Origin of the sequence: Thiothrix litoralis (assembly GCF_017901135.1) — a bacterium.
Taxonomy (GTDB): domain Bacteria; phylum Pseudomonadota; class Gammaproteobacteria; order Thiotrichales; family Thiotrichaceae; genus Thiothrix; species Thiothrix litoralis.
The window spans coordinates 3,415,214-3,434,888 of sequence record NZ_CP072801.1 but is presented as its reverse complement, the minus strand read 5'-3'; the positions used below and the strand labels follow the sequence as shown (position 1 = coordinate 3,434,888).

At 52.8% G+C, this 19,675-nt stretch carries 17 protein-coding genes; 10 read left to right on the top strand and 7 right to left on the bottom strand.

Annotated features, from left to right (window positions below; all coding sequences use genetic code 11):
• Positions 1 to 17: 17 nt before the first annotated feature.
• Positions 18 to 620 (bottom strand): CAP domain-containing protein, encoded by a 603-nt coding sequence (locus J9253_RS16610; RefSeq protein WP_228291409.1) that lies wholly within the window; start codon positions 618 to 620, stop codon positions 18 to 20.
• A gap of 15 nt (positions 621 to 635) precedes the next feature.
• A complete protein-coding gene (locus J9253_RS16605) occupies positions 636 to 1,265 on the bottom strand; it encodes an MBL fold metallo-hydrolase (protein WP_210222007.1) in 630 nt (209 codons plus the stop codon).
• A 136-nt stretch (positions 1,266 to 1,401) separates the two neighbouring features.
• On the opposite strand from J9253_RS16605, the gene J9253_RS16600 reads away from it, so the two are divergent.
• Entirely contained in the window at positions 1,402 to 3,024 is a 1,623-nt protein-coding gene (locus J9253_RS16600) for an ABC-F family ATPase (protein ID WP_210222006.1), read from the top strand.
• Between the two features lie 13 nt (positions 3,025 to 3,037).
• On the opposite strand, the gene J9253_RS16595 is transcribed toward J9253_RS16600, so the two are convergent.
• Entirely contained in the window at positions 3,038 to 4,849 is a 1,812-nt protein-coding gene (locus J9253_RS16595; RefSeq protein WP_210222005.1) for a tetratricopeptide repeat protein, read from the bottom strand.
• 105 nt (positions 4,850 to 4,954) lie between these two features.
• On the opposite strand from J9253_RS16595, the gene J9253_RS16590 reads away from it, so the two are divergent.
• The 8 genes from J9253_RS16590 (at position 4,955) to J9253_RS16555 (ending at position 14,221) form a co-directional block, all read left to right on the top strand.
• Positions 4,955 to 5,191 carry a DUF6489 family protein gene (locus tag J9253_RS16590; RefSeq protein WP_210222004.1) on the top strand — a complete coding sequence of 79 codons (237 nt, stop codon included), beginning with the start codon at positions 4,955 to 4,957 and terminating at the stop codon, positions 5,189 to 5,191.
• A 9-nt stretch (positions 5,192 to 5,200) separates the two neighbouring features.
• Positions 5,201 to 5,668: an HAD family hydrolase gene (locus tag J9253_RS16585; protein WP_210222003.1), complete on the top strand. Its 468-nt coding sequence runs from the start codon at positions 5,201 to 5,203 to the stop codon at positions 5,666 to 5,668.
• A 54-nt stretch (positions 5,669 to 5,722) separates the two neighbouring features.
• Positions 5,723 to 7,933, top strand: a complete 2,211-nt coding sequence (locus J9253_RS16580) for a class I SAM-dependent DNA methyltransferase (RefSeq protein WP_210222002.1) — start codon at positions 5,723 to 5,725, stop codon at positions 7,931 to 7,933.
• Positions 7,934 to 7,991: 58 nt separating this feature from the next.
• Positions 7,992 to 8,279 (top strand): hypothetical protein, encoded by a 288-nt coding sequence (locus tag J9253_RS16575; protein ID WP_210222001.1) that lies wholly within the window; start codon positions 7,992 to 7,994, stop codon positions 8,277 to 8,279.
• The gene (locus tag J9253_RS16570) at positions 8,276 to 8,671 is read left to right on the top strand and encodes a PIN domain-containing protein (protein ID WP_210222000.1); all 396 of its coding nucleotides are present in this window, start codon (positions 8,276 to 8,278) and stop codon (positions 8,669 to 8,671) included. Before J9253_RS16575 ends, J9253_RS16570 begins: the two co-directional genes overlap by 4 nt.
• Before the next feature lie 13 nt (positions 8,672 to 8,684).
• Positions 8,685 to 9,905, top strand: coding sequence for a restriction endonuclease subunit S (locus J9253_RS16565; RefSeq protein WP_210221999.1), 1,221 nt, complete (start codon positions 8,685 to 8,687; stop codon positions 9,903 to 9,905).
• Positions 9,902 to 10,909, top strand: coding sequence for a Fic family protein (locus J9253_RS16560; RefSeq protein WP_210221998.1), 1,008 nt, complete (start codon positions 9,902 to 9,904; stop codon positions 10,907 to 10,909). The genes J9253_RS16565 and J9253_RS16560 overlap by 4 nt, the downstream gene beginning before the upstream one ends.
• Positions 10,910 to 10,975: 66 nt before the next feature.
• On the top strand, positions 10,976 to 14,221 hold the full coding sequence (locus J9253_RS16555) for a type I restriction endonuclease subunit R (protein WP_210221997.1): 3,246 nt from the start codon (positions 10,976 to 10,978) through the stop codon (positions 14,219 to 14,221).
• Here the strand turns inward: J9253_RS16555 and J9253_RS16550 are convergent.
• Genes J9253_RS16550 through J9253_RS16535 form a run of 4 tightly spaced genes read right to left on the bottom strand, consistent with a single transcriptional unit; the run spans position 14,218 to position 17,783 of the window.
• Positions 14,218 to 14,874, bottom strand: a complete 657-nt coding sequence (locus J9253_RS16550; RefSeq protein WP_210221996.1) for a LutC/YkgG family protein — start codon at positions 14,872 to 14,874, stop codon at positions 14,218 to 14,220. The two genes, J9253_RS16555 and J9253_RS16550, sit on opposite strands and share 4 nt — an antisense overlap.
• Entirely contained in the window at positions 14,867 to 16,282 is a 1,416-nt protein-coding gene (locus tag J9253_RS16545; RefSeq protein ID WP_210221995.1) for a LutB/LldF family L-lactate oxidation iron-sulfur protein, read from the bottom strand. Before J9253_RS16545 ends, J9253_RS16550 begins: the two co-directional genes overlap by 8 nt.
• Positions 16,279 to 17,028, bottom strand: a complete 750-nt coding sequence (locus J9253_RS16540; protein WP_210221994.1) for a (Fe-S)-binding protein — start codon at positions 17,026 to 17,028, stop codon at positions 16,279 to 16,281. The genes J9253_RS16545 and J9253_RS16540 overlap by 4 nt, the downstream gene beginning before the upstream one ends.
• 5 nt (positions 17,029 to 17,033) lie before the next feature.
• On the bottom strand, positions 17,034 to 17,783 hold the full coding sequence (locus J9253_RS16535) for an FCD domain-containing protein (RefSeq protein ID WP_210221993.1): 750 nt from the start codon (positions 17,781 to 17,783) through the stop codon (positions 17,034 to 17,036).
• A 193-nt stretch (positions 17,784 to 17,976) separates the two neighbouring features.
• Between J9253_RS16535 and J9253_RS16530 the strand changes: the two genes are divergently transcribed.
• The gene (locus tag J9253_RS16530) at positions 17,977 to 19,671 is read left to right on the top strand and encodes an L-lactate permease (protein ID WP_228291408.1); all 1,695 of its coding nucleotides are present in this window, start codon (positions 17,977 to 17,979) and stop codon (positions 19,669 to 19,671) included.
• The last annotated feature ends 4 nt before the right edge of the window (positions 19,672 to 19,675 follow it).

Sequence of the window (19,675 nt, the reverse complement as noted above, 5' to 3'; positions counted from 1 at the left end):
GGAAATGCGCGGTGGCTCTAATAAGGTTTCTGCCCGGTATAATTGCCCGGTGGATTGTAATTACATACCCAAATCTGACCATTATCGGGGCAAATAGCCATGGCGCAACCAACTTCCGTGGTATTTTTCCACACTATCTGAGTGTAATGCCCACAAATTTTGCCATCAGTACAGGTATTGGTATCGTAATTATAATCAATCTTTTCACTACTCCAGTCATTGGCAACGTAGGTAGGGGTAATGGCCTGTAGGGTCGGAGGGCTATTGGTCGATGTTAGCGGACTCGCCCAGAAAAGGTTCTCGCCAACGCCCAAGGTATTCATGCCCGCAGCGGAACGGTGCTGCATTTGACAACCATTTTCGTTGGCCAGATGAGTTGCCCATTCCTGCGCATAGCTGCTCATGGTGCTAGACCATGTAAGTGGCAAAACAGCAACATCAGCCCGTACTTGATTATGAGTTTCCAACATTCCCGTCATGGACTCAGGTTCTGAGGCAGGTGAAAGGGGAGTGGTGGATGCTGTCGCAGTTGTCGCTACCGGGGGGGAGGTAGATGAACTAGAAGAACCGCCGCACGCTGTTAGCAACAGCGTCAGGCTCAGCATTGCAATATTACGCACTTTATCGTCCTCGCGTTACGGGATAAAGGAGTTGTGGCGGCGCTCTTCGCCGATGGTCGTGGTTGGCCCATGACCCGGAATGACGATAACATCATCACCCAGTGGCCACAACTTAAGCTTTATAGACTGAATAAGCTGCTGATGGTTCCCGCCCGGAAAGTCACTGCGCCCGATAGAACCGTTGAACAACACATCCCCCACAAACGCCACCCCCGCTTCCCGATGGAACAACACCACATGACCGGGCGTGTGTCCGGGGGTATGGATAATCTCCAGTTGTTGTTGCCCAAACCGTAAGGTATCCCCCTCCTGCAACCACGTATCCGGCACGAAAGCCTCACAATGTGGCAAACCAAACTGTTTGGCCTGCACGGGCAGCGCATCCAGCCAATACTTATCCGCCTCGTGTGGGCCTGAAACGGGAATCTGGTAATGCTTAGCCAGTGCCATCGTGCCGCCCACATGATCCAGATGCGCATGGGTCAGGAAGACGCCAACAGGTTTCAAACCCTGCTTATTTACCGCTGCCATCAACTGGTCGGTGTCACCACCGGGGTCGACAAACGCGCATTCCCGCGTGGTTTCGCACCAGATAAGGCTGCAATTTTGTTGAAAGGCCGTAACCGGAATGGTGAGATATTGCATAACATTGCCCAAGGTCAGAAAATTTACAAACGCGCTTAAAGCGGGTGATTATACGTGGGAATGGCGCTGCGGTAACGCGCCAAAAGTGCTACAGTAACACCCCATTACGCCCCATCAGATTTCAAGAGGATTCCCAGTGCTAGTTGCTGCCAATGTCACCATCCAGTTTGGTGCTAAACCACTATTCGATAATGTTTCCGTCAAATTTGGCGACGGCAACCGCTACGGCCTGATCGGTGCGAACGGGTCGGGCAAATCCACCTTCATGAAAATTTTGTGCGGCTTGCAAGAAGCAACCGCAGGCAACGTTTCCAAAGACCCGCACGAACGCATCGCCTATTTGCGCCAAGACCAGTTCGGTTTTGAAGACGTGCGCGTGCTCGACGTGGTACTGATGGGGCACGAGGAAATGTGGAAGGTCATGTCTGCCAAAGACGCGATTTACGCCAACCCCGACGCGACCGAAGACGATTACATGAAAGCGGCGGATCTCGAAGGTCAGTTCGCGGAAATGGATGGCTACACCGCCGAATCCCGTGCTGGTGAACTGCTGATGGCGGTCGGTATTCCCATCGAACAGCACAATGGCCCGATGAGCCAAGTAGCCCCCGGTTGGAAATTGCGCGTCTTGCTGTGCCAAGCCCTGTTCGCCAACCCTGATATTTTGTTGCTGGACGAACCGACCAACAACCTCGACATCAACACCATCCGCTGGTTGGAAGAAACGCTCAATAACCGCGATTCCACCATGATCATCATCTCGCATGACCGGCACTTTTTGAACCAAGTGTGTACGCATACCGCCGACCTGGACTTCGGTAAAATCCAGATTTACTCCGGCAACTACGATGATTTCATGGAGGCTTCTACCCAAGCCCGTGAGCGCCAAGCCAATGCCAACGCCAAGGCCAAAGACCGCATTCTGGAATTGCAAGATTTCGTGCGGCGCTTCTCTGCCAACAAGTCCAAAGCCAAGCAGGCGACCAGCCGTCGTAAGCTGATCGAGAAACTCAAGCCGGAAGACATCAAGCCGTCCAGCCGTCAATACCCGTGGATTCGCTTCGAGTATGACGAAAAAGAACGCCTGCACCGTTTCGCGGTGGAAGTCGAAAACCTCACCTTCGGCTACGAGGGTATGGATAAGCCGCTGATCAAAAACTTCAGCTTCGCCATCGAAGCGGGTGAAAAAGTCGGCATCATCGGCGAAAACGGCGTGGGTAAAACCACCCTGCTCAAACTGCTTGAAGGCCAGTTGCAGCCACAAACAGGCAGCATCAAATGGGCGGAAAAAGTACGCATTTCCACCTACGAGCAAGACCACGAAGACGACTTCAAAAGTGACATCAGCCTCACTGACTGGATGGCCGATTACGTGCGTAAAAGTGGCTACGAAGGCGAAGACGCCGAAACCCAAAACCGTGGCACACTCGGCCGCTTACTGTTCGGTGGCGATACCGTGAAAAAGCCGGTGCGCGTGTTATCGGGTGGTGAAAAAGGCCGAATGATTTTCGGCAAAATGATGTTGTCACGCACCAATGTCATGTTGATGGATGAACCTACCAACCACTTGGACATGGAATCCATCGAATCCCTCAATGGCGGTTTGGATCGCTACGATGGCACGTTGATGTTCGTGTCGCATGACCGGGTATTCGTTGGCTCACTGGCGACGCGTATTTTCGACGTCAAAGGCGACGGCACGATTGTCGATTACCGTGGTACTTACGACGAGTATCTGAGCAGCCAAGGGCTGGAATAGAAGAAAATCCTCTTCACGGGCACGGAAATGCGGCGAGCTTAGCCTCGCATGTGCTGACTTTTCCGCCGGGTAGTGGCAAAGCGTCTTGCAAAATTGCACACGCTGACGCTTTCGCACCCTTTACGCCGTAAGTTTCCAGCAAGGCCAGTTTTTCGATGGCCTTGCTGGTATTGCAATCCCGCTTTCTGTCCGCGCTGAGCGCTGCCTGATAGGTAGTCGCAGCGCGGTCATATTGCCCTTCGCTTAAATAGCGCTCCGCTACGGCCAAATAAAACTGCTTGTCGAGAATGACCTTGTTTGCTGGGCTCAAGGCGCGGGCGGCGTTACAGGCATCATTGTTGATGAGGCTTTCCATCGTATCCAGCGGTGCTGCTAAGGCACGGGCAATGCACAGATTGTTTTGTACCCAGTCAATGCGTTCATTGATGCTGACCGCATTTTCCAGCGCAAGCTGCGCCTCTTCAGCGCTACGTAACGGCGGATCAGCAGATACCAGCAACACCCCCAGATTCGCCCAAGCAAATACATTGCCGCAATTCTGTTGGATAGCCAACGCATATTTTTCCAACGCTTGTAAGGGACGGTTGTTGTTGAACAGCAGGGTTGCATCGCCTTCGGTGCTGTTGGATGCCAGCATATCCTGTGGCTTGGCGGGCGGACTGTTGGCGCATTCCGCCAGCAACGTCCTGACCGATGGCAATTCCACCAGCGGTGCACTCGATACCGGGGCTACCCGGATCATGCTGCGCATGGTCAACGAGTCCGTCTTGAAAGCGCTCGCATCCGGTAAAGCCGGAAACAGCGATGTCATTGCCGCTGGCGCTCGCAGGGGTTCGGGAAGGCGCAGGGCGATTTGCCCGGCTTCCGGTGTGGCATTGGCTTTACAAACCTTGGTAACGGGGTAGTCCGGGCACAGCAGACGGGTCTTATCCAGCGCATTGCCGGTCGTCTGCCCCAGAATGTGCCGCAAGGTGTCGTTGCCATTCGCCATTTGCCGCACCCGCGCAGAATGCAGGTCATTCAATAAGCCATCGAGTTCATTCGGAGTCATCTGGCTGCTTTGCAGGCGCGAACAGTAATCAAACCACTCGCTTAATTGACCATCGCTGTGTTCCACCGCATCCGCTTCCCCGCTGCAATAGTAATACAGATTGTGGCTTTCCGAAGCGACACTCAACAACTGGATACGGGCTTCACGCAGCATGTCGCTGATCAAATCCATGTTCAGGGCGTTGGTGTCATGCCCCGCCAGATCGCGCTCGAAGGGAAAAATACGCCCATCCAGCTCCACTTGCAGGAACAGCTTGCCCTGATCCTGATAGACCGAGCCGGTAATATTGCGCCGCCCGAAAATGCTGGCGATGAATTCCACCACGTCGTTAATGGAGATGCCGGTTTCAGGCAGCTTGATGTCAGAACCCAGCAAATAGTCTTCGCTATTGCCCGTCACCGCGCCGATATTCACCTTACGATTGCGGCTGGTGCGTTTGACGGTGTTGTAAATATCGTTTTCTGCCAGCAATAACTCCTGTTTCAGGGCATTGGCAATGATACGCCCGGCATCCGCATGGCTATTGCTCATGCTTTGCGGCACTGTGAAGGGCTTGACCAGTACCAAACGCGAACTTTCCACTGCCTGATAGACAACGAATAGCACAATCAGCAACAATCCCAAGGTGGCAAACAGCCGCAGGAACCCCATAATGCGCTCGGTGAGAAAGTGCATGAGGTCGAGGGATTTGCTGACCCAGCCACGCAAGCGTTTGCCCAGTGCTTGCCAGCGGGATGTCGGGATGGGGGGATCGGCGTTTACTGTTTCAGTCATGACAGCCCATTTCCTTCACAAGGGTTTATTGGAGTATAGGTTATATAAACCCGACGAATGGAAGTGTGGCAAAATAGATGTATTACAACCAAGGGAGTAATTACCATGAATATCACCGTTAATGTCGAGATGACACCAGAAGACCTACGCCGCATCATGGGGCTACCGGATGTTCAGGAGTTCAACCGCGAAGTCATGGCTCAAATGCTGAAAAAAATGCAGGAAGGCGTCGAAGGTTATGACCCGATGGCGTTTTTCAAGCCGGGCGTCATGGGTAATGCTGATATGTTCAAACAGTGGGCAGATATGTTTGGCAAGTTTAGCAGCGGCACGAAAAGCTAAGGTTTTTACATGCAAGTGACTATTCCCGGCCAAGCTGAGCTGGACATCCGCCACGTGGTGTTTGATTACAACGGCACACTGGCGGAGGATGGCGCACTGATCCCCGGCGTGGCGCAACAGATCAACCACTTTGCGCCGCAATTCACCTTCCACGTGATCACCGCCGATACCTATGGCACGGTGGCGCAGGCGCTGGAAGGTGTTGCTTGCACGGTTCACGTCATCCCCAACGGGCAACAGGACGTCAGCAAACGCCAGTATGTCGAGCAACTCGGCAAGGAACACGTGCTGGCGGTGGGCAATGGCAATAACGACAAACTGATGCTGCAAGCGGCAGCGCTGGGAATTGCGCTGATTCAAGCGGAAGGCGCCGCCGTGCAGGCCGTGATGGCGGCGGATGTGGTGTGTACGTCGGTGCTGGATGTGTTTGGGTATCTGGCAACGCCGAACCGGTTGGTGGCGACTTTACGGAATTAAACTTTCAGGATGGCTTATAATCTTCAGTCAGTTTAATACCCGAAGGAACAGGACTTGGCACAACTTGAACACATCGAAGCCATTGAAAAACGCTTATGGAAAGCTGCCGACACCTTGCGTGGTAATTCGGAACTGGCGAGTAACGAATATTTCCTGCCGGTAATGGGGCTGATTTTTTTGCGCCACGCTTACAGCCGTTATTTGAGTATGCAGGATGGCATTATTGCTACTTTGCCCAGTCGAGGCGGGGTCAAGCGGGCATTGACCAAGGAAGATTTCTCGCAGAAAAGCGCCATTTTCCTCAAGCCCGCCGCGCAGTTTGATGAACTGGTGAAGCTGACGGATGCAGATGACCGTGCCGAAGCCATTATTCTGGCGATGGAATCCATCGAAGCGGATTACCTCACCCTCAAAGACCAATTACCCAAGCAGGAATACCGCAGCATCCCCAATGACGTGTTGGGAATCTTGCTGCGCACCCTCAACCCTAACGAATTGAAGCAAGCGGATGGGGATATTTTCGGGCGCATTTACGAATACTTCCTCACGCAATTTGCTGATCAGGGCGCACATGATGGCGGTGAATTTTTCACGCCCGTGTCGTTGGTGCAATTGATTGTGAATGTGCTCGAACCCGATCACGGCAAAATTTTTGACCCGGCGTGCGGCTCGGGTGGCATGTTTGTGCAGAGTGCGCATTTCATGGAGCGGCATCGCCAGAATCCTAAACAATTGACCTTTTACGGGCATGAAAAGAACCGTGTCACCACGCGTCTGGCCAAAATGAACCTGACTGTGCATGGGTTGGAAGGCAATATCTTGGGTGGTGAAGATGCTATCACCTACTACAAGGATGAGCACGAGGGGCTGTTCGGTGCGGTGGATTTCGTGATGGCCAATCCGCCGTTCAACGTGGATGAGGTGGATGCGGAAAAGATCAAGAACGACCGGCGTTTGCCGTTTGGGTTGCCGGGGACGAACAAGAACAAAAAGGTTTCCAACGCTAATTATTTGTGGATTCAGTATTTCTACAGCTACTTGAATAACAAGGGGCGTGCCGGGTTTGTGATGTCGTCACAGGCTTCCAGTGCGGGGCGCGATGAGGCGAAAGTGCGCGAGAGTCTGGTGAAAACCGGGCATGTGGATGTGATGATCGACATTCGCGGCAACTTTTTCTACACCCGCAGCGTGCCTTGCCAATTGTGGTTTTTCAACAAGGCGAAACCAGCGCACTTGCGCGATAAGGTGTTGATGCTGGATGCGCGGCATGTTTACCGCAAAGTCACCCGCAAGATTTACGACTTCAGCCCCGAACAGCAGCAGAACCTGACGGCGGTGGTGTGGTTGTATCGGGGGTTGGAATGCCGCTTTGTGCAATTGGTAGCAGATTACCTGAATGATGTGCTGTTGTTGCTGCACGATGCCTTGCTCCCGACACCGCAACGCCGGGGCGTGTGCTGGTTTTTGGTGAAATTGCAACGCCAGTTACGCACCTTGAAAGAGGCGGCTACCGCAACGGGTACTGCCGTGCAAACACAACTGGATGAGTTACAAACCTTATGCCAGTTACTCCATGCGGATGCCAACAGCCTGAAAGATGACGTGTTGCCGTTTGCATCGTTGGTAATAACCAGCAATTTAGCCGCCGTCAAACAACGGGAAAACGATTTTTCACCCTTGGCTGAGCGTTGCCGTGATGGGGTGAAAAGCGTTGATCACCTTGCCAAGCAATGCGATACCTTGACCCGCGACACGATTGATCATCTCAAGCACAAGGTCAGTTTGCTCAACCAAGAAGCCGATACGTTGGCGGAACAGGTCAAAGCAGAAAAGGATATTGCCAAGCAGGTGGCGTTGCAGTTACAGGAAAAGCAGGTACGTGAACAGATCAAGCCGCTGAATACCGCCCGTACTTTATTACAGCGTGGCACGAAGGAGCTGGATGTTTGGCGTAAGCAGGCAGTGGAGCAGCTTAAGCAGGTGCGCTATTTCCATAAACAGGCGCACTGGTTGCTGTCGCGATTCCCGGAAGGGAAGTATCGGGATGTGGAGGGGTTGGTTAAGCTGGTGGACGTTGCCGCGCTTGCCGCAGCGGATTGGAGTTTGACACCGGGGCGCTATGTAGGCGTTGCAGCGGAAGAAGTCGACGAAGATTTCGACTTTGAAGAAACCTTGCGCGACATCCACATCGAACTCGACGGGCTAAACCAAGAAGCTGTTACCCTCGCCGCGCAAATCGCCCAAAACTTCAAAGGCTTAATTTGACAGACTCATCGTAGAAAACCATAATGGTTTCATTATAAGCCTGTTATGGTGATTTTCTATGACATCCATTACCTTAAAAGACATCGACGAGCCGTTATTTGAACGTATCAAGGTGCAAGCTAGCCGCGATAAACGCAGCATCAACCGTCAGATTTTGTGGTTACTGGAGCAAGTGACCACGAGCAATGCACGCGACCCTGCGACAGCCGCCCTGCAACAACGTGAAGCACAATTAGCCGCTTGGCAAAAATTGGCGGGGCGTTGGCAGGGATCGGTCGTGCAAACGGATGCGGTCGTGGCAGACATCTACCAGTCCAGAACGGAAGGCAGGGAGTTTAGCTTATGAAAATATTGGACACGGATGTTTGTATCGAACTATTACGTGGCAATCAACGGGTGCTAGAAGCACGTAGCCAAACGCTTGATCTGGTGGCTACGACTTGGATTACGGCGTGTGAATTGGCTTATGGTGCTGCCAATTCCAGTAAACCACAGCACAACCACATCCTCGTTACCGAGTTTTTGGCGACTTTGCCGATACTGGACTTTAATCTGGCGGCGGCTGAACTGTTTGGGCGCAATAAAGCCTTGTTGAAACAAACAGGCAATACCGTGGCGGATGCCGACCTGATGATTTCCTCGATTACGCTGGCACAAGGCGGAATACTGGTCACAGGCAATATCCGCCATTACGACCGGATTCCCCACCTACGAATTGAAGACTGGATTCGGGGATAAGGAAGGTGCAGCTATGAGTTGGGAGAAAATCATACTTGGGAACTTTATTAAAAATAATGAAATTGACATTCAGACAGGTCCATTTGGTACACAATTAAAAGCTGCTGACTATACCGAGCATGGCATTCCTGTAATTAATGTTAGAAATATTGGATACGGTAACTTAAGGGCGCAAAAGTTAGAATATGTTCCTGACGATGTTGCATCACGTTTAAGTCAACATACCCTTGAAGAAAATGATATTGTATTTGGAAGAAAAGGATCTGTAGATCGTCACTTATTAGTTAAACAAGATCAAGTAGGTTGGATTCAAGGCTCTGATTGCATAAGACTAAGAGTGGAGACAGATCGCATTAATGCAAAATTCCTCTCTTATGCTTTAAACTTGGATAATCACAAACAGTGGATTCTTATTCAATGTTCAAACAAAGCGACAATGGCTTCGTTAAATCATGAGGTTATTGCTCGAATTTCTTTAAAAATTCCCGATGTATCTACTCAGAAAAACATAGCTCGTATTTTTTCTAACTACGACGACCTCATCGAAAACAACCGCCGCCGCATCCAGCTTTTGGAAGAATCCGCCCGCTTGCTTTACAAAGAATGGTTTGTGCATCTGCGTTTCCCCGGTCATGAGCATGTCAAAGTGGTGGATGGTGTGCCGGAGGGGTGGTATAGAGTTTTACTTACAGATGTTTGCATTGATATTAAAGATTCAGTAAATCCTGAAGCTATTGATAGCAGTATGCCTTATATAGGTTTTGAACACATGCCTCGTCGTTCAATCACGCTCGACACTTGGGAAACAGCCAGCAAAGTAACCAGCAATAAATTTCTATTCAAAGAAAATGATATTATCTTCGGAAAAATAAGACCCTATTTTCACAAAATTGGCTTTACCTTATGCAGTGGGGTTACATCATCAGATGCGGTTGTTATTCGTCCCTTGAGTCAAGACTTATATTTTTATTGCCTGATGCACTTATCAAGTGATTACTTTATTGCGTTAGCATCAAAAACGGTAAAAGAAGGCTCGAAAATGCCAAGGGCAGATTGGAAATATTTGCTCACCACTGATTTATTATTGCCCACAGATACTTTACTCAGAGATTTCAATGAGCAAATCGAACCAATTACCAAACAACTAAAAGCGTTATCATTACAGAATCAGGCTCTAGTCAAGGCGCGGGATTTGTTGTTGCCGAAGTTGATGAGTGGGGAGATTGTGGTATGAGCCAGTACCAGCCGCCGTTTACCATCACCAATGACGTGCTAACTCTCGTTGCCGACATCAGCGAACGCTTGGGGCAACTCAAGCAATGGTACGAACAGGAACGCGACCTCCGCCTACGCCGTATTAACCGCATCCGCACCATCGCAGGCTCCCTCGCGATTGAAGGCAACACCCTCACCGAAGCACAGATTACCGCCCTGCTCGATGGCAAACTGGTCATTGCCCCACCCCGCGACATCCAAGAAGCAAAAAACGCGCTGGAAGCCTACGAGCAAATGCCGCACTGGAACGCCAAACAAGAAGCCGACCTGTTAGCCGCCCACAAAACCCTGATGCTAGGGCTGATCGACAGCGCAGGCATGTACCGCAACGGTGGCGTCGGCGTATTCGCAGGCAAGCAGGTCTTACACATGGCTCCTCCCGCCAACCAAGTACCACGCTTAATGGCAGACTTATTCCAATGGTTGCAAACCACCCAAACGCATCCCTTGGTAGCCAGTTCGGTGTTCCACTTCGAGTTTGAATTCATCCACCCCTTCGCGGATGGCAACGGGCGCATGGGGCGTTTATGGCAAACCCTAATCTTATCGAAATGGCATCCGCTGTTCGCCAACTTACCCGTCGAAAGTCTGGTGCATCAACATCAAGCCGCCTATTACCAAGCCCTGCAAGACAGCACCCAACAAACCGATTGCGCCCCTTTCATTGCCTTCATCCTGACCATGATTCGGGATGCATTAAGCAGCATGGAAGACAAAACGCTGGGTAAAACGCGGGTTAAAACGCAGGTCAAACTCGCCGAGCAAATCCTCTTGTTGCTCCAACAACAACCGACCATTACCTTGGCAGAGGTCGCAGAAACCTTGGGCAAATCAGTCAGCGCCATCGAACGTGCCGTGGCGAAACTACGTAAAGCGGGGGGTTTACAGCGGGTGGGAGGAAGTAAGGGGGGGTATTGGGAAATAGAAGTGGGCGATAGCACTCAATATACAAAAAACAAATAGTCGATAAATTCATGATAACGACTTATTATTGAGCGAAATCATTGCTCAACAATAGGGGCGCGGGGCATGGCACACACTGAAGATTCGCTGGTACAAACCACCACCGCAGATTATCTGCACAAGGATTTGCTGTGGGATGAATCCGTCTACGCCATGCACGAAGTGCTGGGCAAGGAAGGCACGCTGGGGCGCGAATCCGAAACCGAGATGGTACTGACCCGTTATCTGGGTGAAAAGCTGATGGCCTTCAACCCCGGCCTACCGATGGAAGCCTATCAAGATGCAATCCGCACCCTCACCGCCACCAGCAGCAGCGCCATCACCCTCGCCACTAACCGCGAAAAAGACACCCTGCATAAAAACGGCGTGGAAGTCACCTACCGCAATGCCAAAGGCGAACGCCTCAAAAAACGCCTACGCCTGTTCGACTTTGAAAACCCTGAAAACAATCACTTTCTGGTGGTGCGGGAGTTCTGGGTAAAAGGCGATATTTACCGCCGCCGCGCCGATGTGGTCGGTTTCGTCAATGGCATCCCGCTGGTGTTTATGGAGCTGAAGAACCTGCACCGCGACATCAAAGCCGCTTACGAAGAAAACCTCGCCGACTACAAAGACACGATTCCCCACCTGTTCCACCACAACGCCTTTATCATTCTCGGCAATGGCGTGGAGGCGAAAATCGGTTCATTGTCCAGCCAGTTTGAACATTTCAATGACTGGAAACGCTTGTCCGAAGGTGATGCGGGTGTGGTCGAGATGGAAACCTTGCTCAAAGGCACATGCAGCAAAACCGCGCTGCTGGACTTGTTCGAGAACTTCATTCTGTTTGATGACAGCACTGGCAAGCTGATCAAAATCATTGCCCGTAATCACCAGTTTCTGGGCGTGAACCGCGCCATCGCCAGAGTAAGCGAACACCAGAAACGCGCCGGTAAATTGGGGGTGTTTTGGCATACACAGGGTTCAGGCAAGTCGTATTCCATCGTGTTTTTTGCGCGTAAGGTACACCGTCGTTTGGGGGGCAATTACACCTTTCTGGTGCTGACTGACCGTGACGACCTCGACACCCAGCTTTACAAAACCTTTGCGGGTTGCGGCGTGGTGGATCACGACAAAGACCCCTGCCGTGCCAGCAGTGGCGAGCATTTACAGCAATTGCTGCGCGAACAAAAAGCCTATGTATTTTCACTGGTGCAGAAGTTTAATCAGAAAATAGAACCGGATGCGCCCTACACCCAACGTGACGACATTATCGTCATCACCGATGAAGCACACCGCACCCAATACGGTCTTTTATCGCTCAATATGCGCAATGCCTTGCCGAATGCCAGTTTCATCGGCTTCACCGGGACACCGTTGTTTGCCGATGACGAAATTACCCAGGAAGTGTTTGGTGAATACGTTTCCACCTATGATTTCCAGCGAGCGGTGGAGGATAAATCCACCGTGCCGCTGTATTACGATGCACGCGGCGAAAAACTGGTATTCAAGGATGAGTCCGGCACACAGCATTGCGTCGCTGACCCCAAAGGCTTAAACGAGAAAATAGCGGCAAAGTTGGCGGAACTGGAAATCGACGACATTGATGTGCAGCAACGCCTGGAACGTGAACTGAAACGCGATTACCACCTGATCACCAGCAGTTCGCGCCTTGGGCAAATTGCCGACGATTTTGTGCAGCATTACAGCCAAGGCTGGGAAACCGGCAAAGCCATGCTGGTGTGTATCGACAAAATCACCTGCGTGCGGATGCACAGACTGATTCAAGATGCGTGGGAGCAACACACCCGTAAATTAGCCAAGCAAGTGAGTTATGCCAGCGATGAGCAAGACTTGGTATGGCGCACGCGCCAACTCGCGTGGATGCAGGAAACCCAAATCGCCGTGGTGGTCAGTGAGGAACAGGGTGAAGTCGCCAAATTCGCCGCGTGGAATTTGGACATTACCCCACACCGTCGCCTGATCAAGGAAGGTTTCACCCAAGCCGACGGCAAACAACTGGATATGGAATCGGCCTTCAAACGCGCCGAACATCCCTTCCGCGTGGCGATTGTATGCGCCATGTGGTTGACAGGTTTTGATGTGCCGAGCCTTGCCACCTTGTATCTGGATAAGCCGCTGAAAGCTCATACCTTGATGCAGGCCATTGCCCGCGCCAATCGGGTAGCGGAAGGTAAAACCAACGGTCTGATTGTCGATTACTGCGGCATTCTGAAAAACTTGCGCAAAGCCTTAGCCACGTTTGCTGGGCGCAAAGTAGACGGTGATGGGGATGAAACAGACCCAGCTCGCCCTAAAGAAGAGCTGCTGAAAACGCTGGCGGAGGCCATTGGTATGGCGCGTGATTTCCTGCAACAGCGCGGGTTTGCGCTGGCAAGCATTGATGAAGCGCAAGGCTTTGCCAAAAACAAAGCGATCCGTGATGCCAAAGAAGCGGTCAATGAAAATGACCACACCCGCAAGCAGTTTGAAATCATGGCACGAGCCGTGCTCAATACCTTCAAGGCGTGCATCACTATTCCGGGGGTCAATGCCTATCGGGAAGCACGCGATGCTGTCAATATCATCTACAAAAGCTTGCAAGCCGATACGCAACGAGCAGATATTTCAGCCATCCTACGCGAATTGCACCACCTTGTTGATCAGGCCATTGATACGTCCGGTGTGCGTGATCAGCCCAGACCTGATACCCCGGAAACCGCCAGTATCTATGACATCAGCCAGATTGATTTTGACTTGTTGCGGCGTGAGTTTGCCGCCAGCAAACAGCCCCGTACCACGGTGCAATCCCTGAAAAGTGCTATCGAGCAACAATTGCAGCGGCTGTTGATGCAGAACCCGTTACGCACCAATTTTCAGGATCACTACGAACAACTGGTGAAAACATACAATCAGGAAAAAGATCGTGCCACCATCGAGCAAACCTTTGAAGCCTTGGTGAAGCTGGTCAATGCCCTGAGTGAAGAGGAAAAACGGGCGCAACGCGAACACATGGATGAGGAAACCCTAGCCTTGTTTGATTTGCTGGAAAAACCTGACCTGAAATCCAAAGAGCGCGAACGTATCAAGCAAGTGGCGGCTGAATTGCTGGAAACCCTGAAAGCTGAACGCCTACGCATTGCCAATTGGCGCGATAAGGAGGCGACCCGTGATGCAGTACGTCAGCAGATTTACGATTTTCTGTATGATGAAAATACCGGCTTGCCGGTGAATGATTACAGTGTGGATGAAATTCCCGTCTTGAGGGAGCGGGTATTCCAGCATGTTTACCGGACGTACCCGACCTTGCCCTCACCGTATTTTCAGGCTTAAACCAAAATCACCACCAGCTCCTTCGGCCCATGCACCCCATACGCCAGCGTCTGCTCAATATCCGCCGACTTCGAGGGGCCCGAAACCAGCAGCGCATTGCTGGGCATTCCCGTTTTTACCCAGCCTTGTTCCTGCACCGCCTCGGCAAACGTGGTGTAGAGCTTATCCACTTCCAGCACCGCAATATGCACGGGTGGAACCAGCGACATCAAACGCGGTTCTTCCGCATCTGGCATCAGAATCAACGTACCCGTTTCGGCAATCCCGCCAAAGGTGCTGGTGAAAGCTGCATCCACCCCGTAGAACAGTTCCTCTTTCCAGCCTTCAATCGGCCGATCGTAAGTTTTGAGTGCCGGAAAATGTTCTGCCTGTGCATGGATCTGTTTACCCCGTTCTGTTTCTGGCGAAACCAACAGATTTTTCAAGCCCTTGGCGGCACAGACTTGCTTAACCACATTCAGCCACGAATCAGCCGTTGCCTGATGCACTTCGGCACGTACCGCCACCATGCGTTCGGTGAAACGCCGTACCCGTTCGGTACGATCCCAATCGAAGCGGCTCAGGTAATCACGCTCGTCAAAGCCGCATTCTGGGCGTTGCGGTTCGCGCAAACGCGCAAGGATGTTGGTGCGAGAAGCAGTGGTATTACTCATGATCAACTCCCAAGGCTTTGAGGCGTTCGTGCAAGGTGGATTCGGCGAGTTTCGGCGCAGTACGTACCGATGTCCACGCCCCCAGATTGGTCGGCAACATGCCCTTGAAGCGCGTCGCCAGTTTCGAGCCGGTGTGGTAAAGCGCCGGGTGCGTCGCTGCCCACGCCCAGGTTTTCCACGTCGCCGCTTCACTCAGCGTGCGGCGTTTGCCCGAACCCACAGTATGGGTATTTGCGGCATCCTTGCGTACCCCGTCGTAACGCAAGCGGTTGAGAATGCTGGGAATCGGGATGCGTACCGGACAAACTTCGCTACATGCCCCGCACAAGGTCGAGGCTTGAGTCAGTTCGCCATGCACATCCAACCCGGCTTTTTGCGGCTCCAAAATCGAGCCGATGGGCCCCGGATACACCGTGCCATAGCTGTGTCCGCCAATGCGCACGTACACCGGGCAATGGTTAATGCACGCCCCGCAACGGATGCAGCGCAGCGTTGCCAGCAATTCCGGGTCGCTGTAAATATTGGAACGCCCGTTATCCAGCAGCACCAGATGCACCTCTTCGGGGCCATCTTTTTCACCCGGCTTGCGCGGGCTGCTGATCATATTCACGTAAGTGGTAATCGGCTGCCCGGTGGCGGAACGGGTCAAAATGCTCAACAGTGGCGGTACATCGCTCAGGCTTTCCACCACCTTTTCGATGCCCGTGACCGCAATGTGTACCGGGGGAGCGGTGGTCGACATGCGCCCATTGCCTTCGTTTTCCACCAGACACAGCGTGCCGGTTTCCGCCACCATAAAGTTCACCCCGGAAAGCCCCACAGGTGCGGCGTAAAACTTGTCGCGCAAGATGCGCCGCGCCAGTTGCGTCAACTCATCCACGTCTTCGGTGTAGGGGATGTCGGGGAATTTTTCGTGGAACAGCTTGGCAATTTGCACGCGGTTTTTGTGGATCGCGGGCATGATAATGTGCGACGGCGCTTCGTGGTCAAGCTGGATAATGAATTCACCCAAATCCGATTCCAGCGCTTCAATGCCCAAGGCTTCGAGGAAATGGTTCAAGCCCATTTCTTCCGACACCATCGACTTGCCCTTGATGATCGACTGGGCGTTGTGCTGCTGCATAATGCCCAGCACGATCTGGTTGGCCTGATCGGTGGTTTCTGCCCAGTGCACCTGAATGCCGTTGCGGGTCAGGTTGGTTTCGAGCTGTTCCAGCAATTCCGGCAGTTTACTTAAGGCATTGGCGCGGATTGCCATGCTTTGGGTACGCAAGCGTTCCAGTTCCACCTTGTCGGGGAATTGATCGAGGCGGCGCGTCATCAGGCCATCCATCGCACGGTAGAAGTTGGCGCGGACTTCGGCTTTGGCGAGGTTCTCGCGCACAGTGATGCGGAATTCGCTGGTCATGAGGCATTCCCTCCGGTTCTTTCCCACAAAAACTCGGCAATGTGCTGGCTTGGAATGGCATTACCCTGCTTTTCCATTGCCCCGCTGATATTCATCAGGCAACCGCCATCCTGACTGACCAGCCGATCGACCCCGGCATTGCGGATATGAGTGGTTTTATCCAGCACCATCGCGGCGGAAATTTCCGGCTCTTTCACCGCAAACGTGCCGCCGAAACCACAGCATTCCGGCTTGCGGGCGTGTTCTACCCGTTCGACGTTGCTCAATTGCCCCAGCAGCGATTCGATCTTGTCGGCAACGCCCATTTCACGGCGGGCGGAACAGGAAGTGTGTACCGCCACCTTGATCGGTGCGCCCAAATCTTGCAGTTCGATTTGTAGCACATCGACCAGAAATTCGGTGAGTTCAAACACGCGCCCCGCCACATCCAGCGCTTGCGCTTCGTCAACTTCGCCTTTGAAGAGTTCGGGGTAATGGGCTTTCATCATGCCCGCGCACGAGCCGGAGGGGATGACGATGGGAATGGGTTTGGGGAACAAAGCGATTTGCGCCCGTGCCACGGCACGCGCTTCGTCGCGGTAGCCGGAATTCCACGCGGGTTGTCCGCAACAGGTTTGCGCGGGTGGGAAAATCACGTTCACACCTGCCCGCTGGATTAACTGAATCGCCGAGACGCCCGCTTGCGGGTACATCAGGTCAATCAGGCAGGTGCCGAAAAAGTAGATGGTATCGGGGCGGTTTGCCATAAAACTTACCTTCCAATCAGGGTCAGGTGACGCAACGAACGCACTTTGCGGGCTTCGTCGGCGTCGATGGATTTGAGGGAATCTTCCACAAAGGCCAAGTGTTCTTGCGCGGCTTGACGGGCTGCTTCGGGGTTACTGGCCATGACCGCTTCCATGAGCGCCCGGTGTTGGTGGCTCAAGGGGTCAAACACCCGTGGAATGGTGTAAAGCTTGTCGAGGTTGTGCGAAATGCTGTTTTGCAGCAGTTCAAACAGGTTTTTCATGACTTGCAGCAGCACCAGATTGTGCGAAGCCTCGACAATGGCGAGGTGGAAATCGGCATCGGCGCGGGCTTCGTCCATCGGGTCTTCGCTGCCATGCAGCCGGATCATGTCATCGAAGCGGGCGCGGATATTCTGCTTGTCTTCGTCAGTGGCGCGTAAGGCGGCATACCACGCGGCGTTGCCTTCCAGCGCATGGCGGATTTCCAGCACATCGAAACGGTATTCCGGGTTTTCACGGAACAGCTCAACCAGCGGGCTGCTGCATGGAACGGCTGCGTGAGGCGTTTCGCTTTGCACAAACGTGCCGCCGCCGGGTTTGGAGAGCAGCAAGCCACGGCTGATCAAGGTTTGAATCGCCTCGCGCAAGGAGGGGCGCGATACCCCAAACTGTTCCGCCAAGGCGCGTTCGGCAGGCAGGCGTTCGCCCAACTTGAAATGCCCGCTGGTGATCATCTGTTCGAGTTGTTGGGTCACTTGTTCGGCAATCCGCACGGTTTGCTTCCTTCCTGTTTTTTGGTCTTACCAATTTCGGCTATCATAAAAGGCAACAGGCTTTATTGCAAGCAGATAAATTTAAAGATTGACAAGGACTTGGTAAAAGTTACAGAATTTCACGGTCTTACCAGTTGTTGGCTATCGGTCAAATTGGTAAGACCAGTTATTTACCTTGGAGGAGGCGTTTTCAATGAGCCAAACTGTGCTTTCGTTACTGGCATTTTTGCCGCTGGTGCTGGCAGCCGTGCTGCTGGTGGGATTCAACTGGCCCGCCCGACGGGCGATGCCCTTGGTGTTTGTGGTGACGGCAGCGATTGCGCTGACCGCGTGGGACATGACGGTTAACCGGGTGTTGGCTTCTACCTTGCAAGGTTTGATCCTGACCGGGGCGATTTTGTGGATTATATTCGGGGCGATTTTGCTGCTGAATACCTTGAAGCATTCCGGGGCAATCACCGCGATTCGCGCGGGTTTTTCCAATGTCAGCCCGGATCGGCGCATTCAGGTCATTATCGTGGCATGGTTGTTTGGTTGCTTTATTGAAGGGGCTTCTGGCTTTGGTACACCGGCGGCAGTCGTCGCACCTTTGTTGGTGGCGTTAGGCTTCCCGGCTATGGCAGCAGTCATGGTGGGCATGATGGTGCAATCCACCCCGGTATCCTTCGGTGCGGTCGGCACGCCCATTATCGTCGGTGTAACTGGCGGTCTGGACAAGGCCGGTATCAGTGAAAAACTCCTCAGCCAAGGTTCAAGTTGGGATGTTTTCTACGGTTTGATTACCTCGGAAGTGGCGATTACCCACGCCATCATTGGTGTGTTGATGCCGCTGTTCATGTGCGTCATGCTGACCCGTTTCTTCGGGCGTAATAAATCCTGGGTGGAAGGTTTGTCGGTTGCGCCGTTTGCGATTTTCGCAGGCTTGGCATTCGTGATTCCTTACGCACTGGCTGGCGTCTTCTTGGGGCCGGAATTCCCGTCCATTATTGGTGCATTGGTGGGTTTGTCATTGGTTGTGCCTGCGGCGCGGGCTGGTTTCTTAATCCCCAAAAAAGCGTGGGACTTTGCCCCAGCGAGCGAATGGTCAGCAGAATGGCTGGGTAGCATCGAAATTAAACTGGATAGCTTGACTGCCAAAGCGCCCGTGTCGATTGGCATGGCGTGGTTGCCGTATGTCTTGCTGGCGAGTTTGCTGGTGCTGTCACGGGTGAGCACTGAGGTGAAAGGTTTCCTGAACAGCACGCTGGTATTGCCGTGGGTGGATATTCTGGGTGAAAAAGGCATTTCCGGCAAAATCGAGTTCCTGTACTTGCCGGGCGGCATCATGGTGCTGGTGGTTTTGGCGACGTTCTTCCTGCATCGCATGAAGTTTTCTGAGTTGAAAGCAGCGGTGGGCGAGTCTTCACGCACCTTGTTGGGCGCGGGTTTTGTGCTGGTGTTCACCATTCCGATGGTGCGGATTCTGATCAACTCCGGGGTGAATCTGGCGGATTTGCCGTCCATGCCGCGTGCTATGGCGCAGTTGGTAGCGAGTGGTGTGGGTGACATTTACCCGTTCTTTGCCCCAGCGGTGGGTGCATTGGGCGCTTTCATTGCTGGCTCGAATACCGTTTCCAACCTGATGATGGCGCAATTCCAGTTTGATACGGCTGGGTTGATCGGCGTGTCGGGCGGGATGCTGGTAGCGGTGCAAGCGGTCGGTGCGGCGGCGGGTAATATGATTGCGATCCATAACGTGGTGGCAGCGTCGGCAACCGTCGGCTTGTTGGGGCGTGAAGGGCAAACCATTCGCCTGACGATTATTCCGACCCTGTACTACCTCGTGATGGCGGGTATTATTACGCTGGTTGCTATCCATGTGCTGGGCGTAACTGATCCATTAATGTGAGGCA

What these genes read in the sequence shown, in the direction of transcription:
- J9253_RS16605 (WP_210222007.1), bottom strand. Translation starts at nt 1,265, where the DNA reads ATGCAATATCTCACCATTCCGGTTACGGCCTTTCAACAAAATTGCAGC.
- J9253_RS16545 (WP_210221995.1), bottom strand. Translation starts at nt 16,282, where the DNA reads ATGACCAGCGAATTCCGCATCACTGTGCGCGAGAACCTCGCCAAAGCC.
- J9253_RS16540 (WP_210221994.1), bottom strand. Translation starts at nt 17,028, where the DNA reads ATGGCAAACCGCCCCGATACCATCTACTTTTTCGGCACCTGCCTGATT.
- J9253_RS16530 (WP_228291408.1), top strand. Translation starts at nt 17,977, where the DNA reads ATGAGCCAAACTGTGCTTTCGTTACTGGCATTTTTGCCGCTGGTGCTG.
- J9253_RS16550 (WP_210221996.1), bottom strand. Translation starts at nt 14,874, where the DNA reads ATGAGTAATACCACTGCTTCTCGCACCAACATCCTTGCGCGTTTGCGC.
- J9253_RS16565 (WP_210221999.1), top strand. Translation starts at nt 8,685, where the DNA reads ATGAGTTGGGAGAAAATCATACTTGGGAACTTTATTAAAAATAATGAA.
- J9253_RS16555 (WP_210221997.1), top strand. Translation starts at nt 10,976, where the DNA reads ATGGCACACACTGAAGATTCGCTGGTACAAACCACCACCGCAGATTAT.
- J9253_RS16590 (WP_210222004.1), top strand. Translation starts at nt 4,955, where the DNA reads ATGAATATCACCGTTAATGTCGAGATGACACCAGAAGACCTACGCCGC.
- J9253_RS16575 (WP_210222001.1), top strand. Translation starts at nt 7,992, where the DNA reads ATGACATCCATTACCTTAAAAGACATCGACGAGCCGTTATTTGAACGT.
- J9253_RS16570 (WP_210222000.1), top strand. Translation starts at nt 8,276, where the DNA reads ATGAAAATATTGGACACGGATGTTTGTATCGAACTATTACGTGGCAAT.
- J9253_RS16595 (WP_210222005.1), bottom strand. Translation starts at nt 4,849, where the DNA reads ATGACTGAAACAGTAAACGCCGATCCCCCCATCCCGACATCCCGCTGG.
- J9253_RS16560 (WP_210221998.1), top strand. Translation starts at nt 9,902, where the DNA reads ATGAGCCAGTACCAGCCGCCGTTTACCATCACCAATGACGTGCTAACT.
- J9253_RS16585 (WP_210222003.1), top strand. Translation starts at nt 5,201, where the DNA reads ATGCAAGTGACTATTCCCGGCCAAGCTGAGCTGGACATCCGCCACGTG.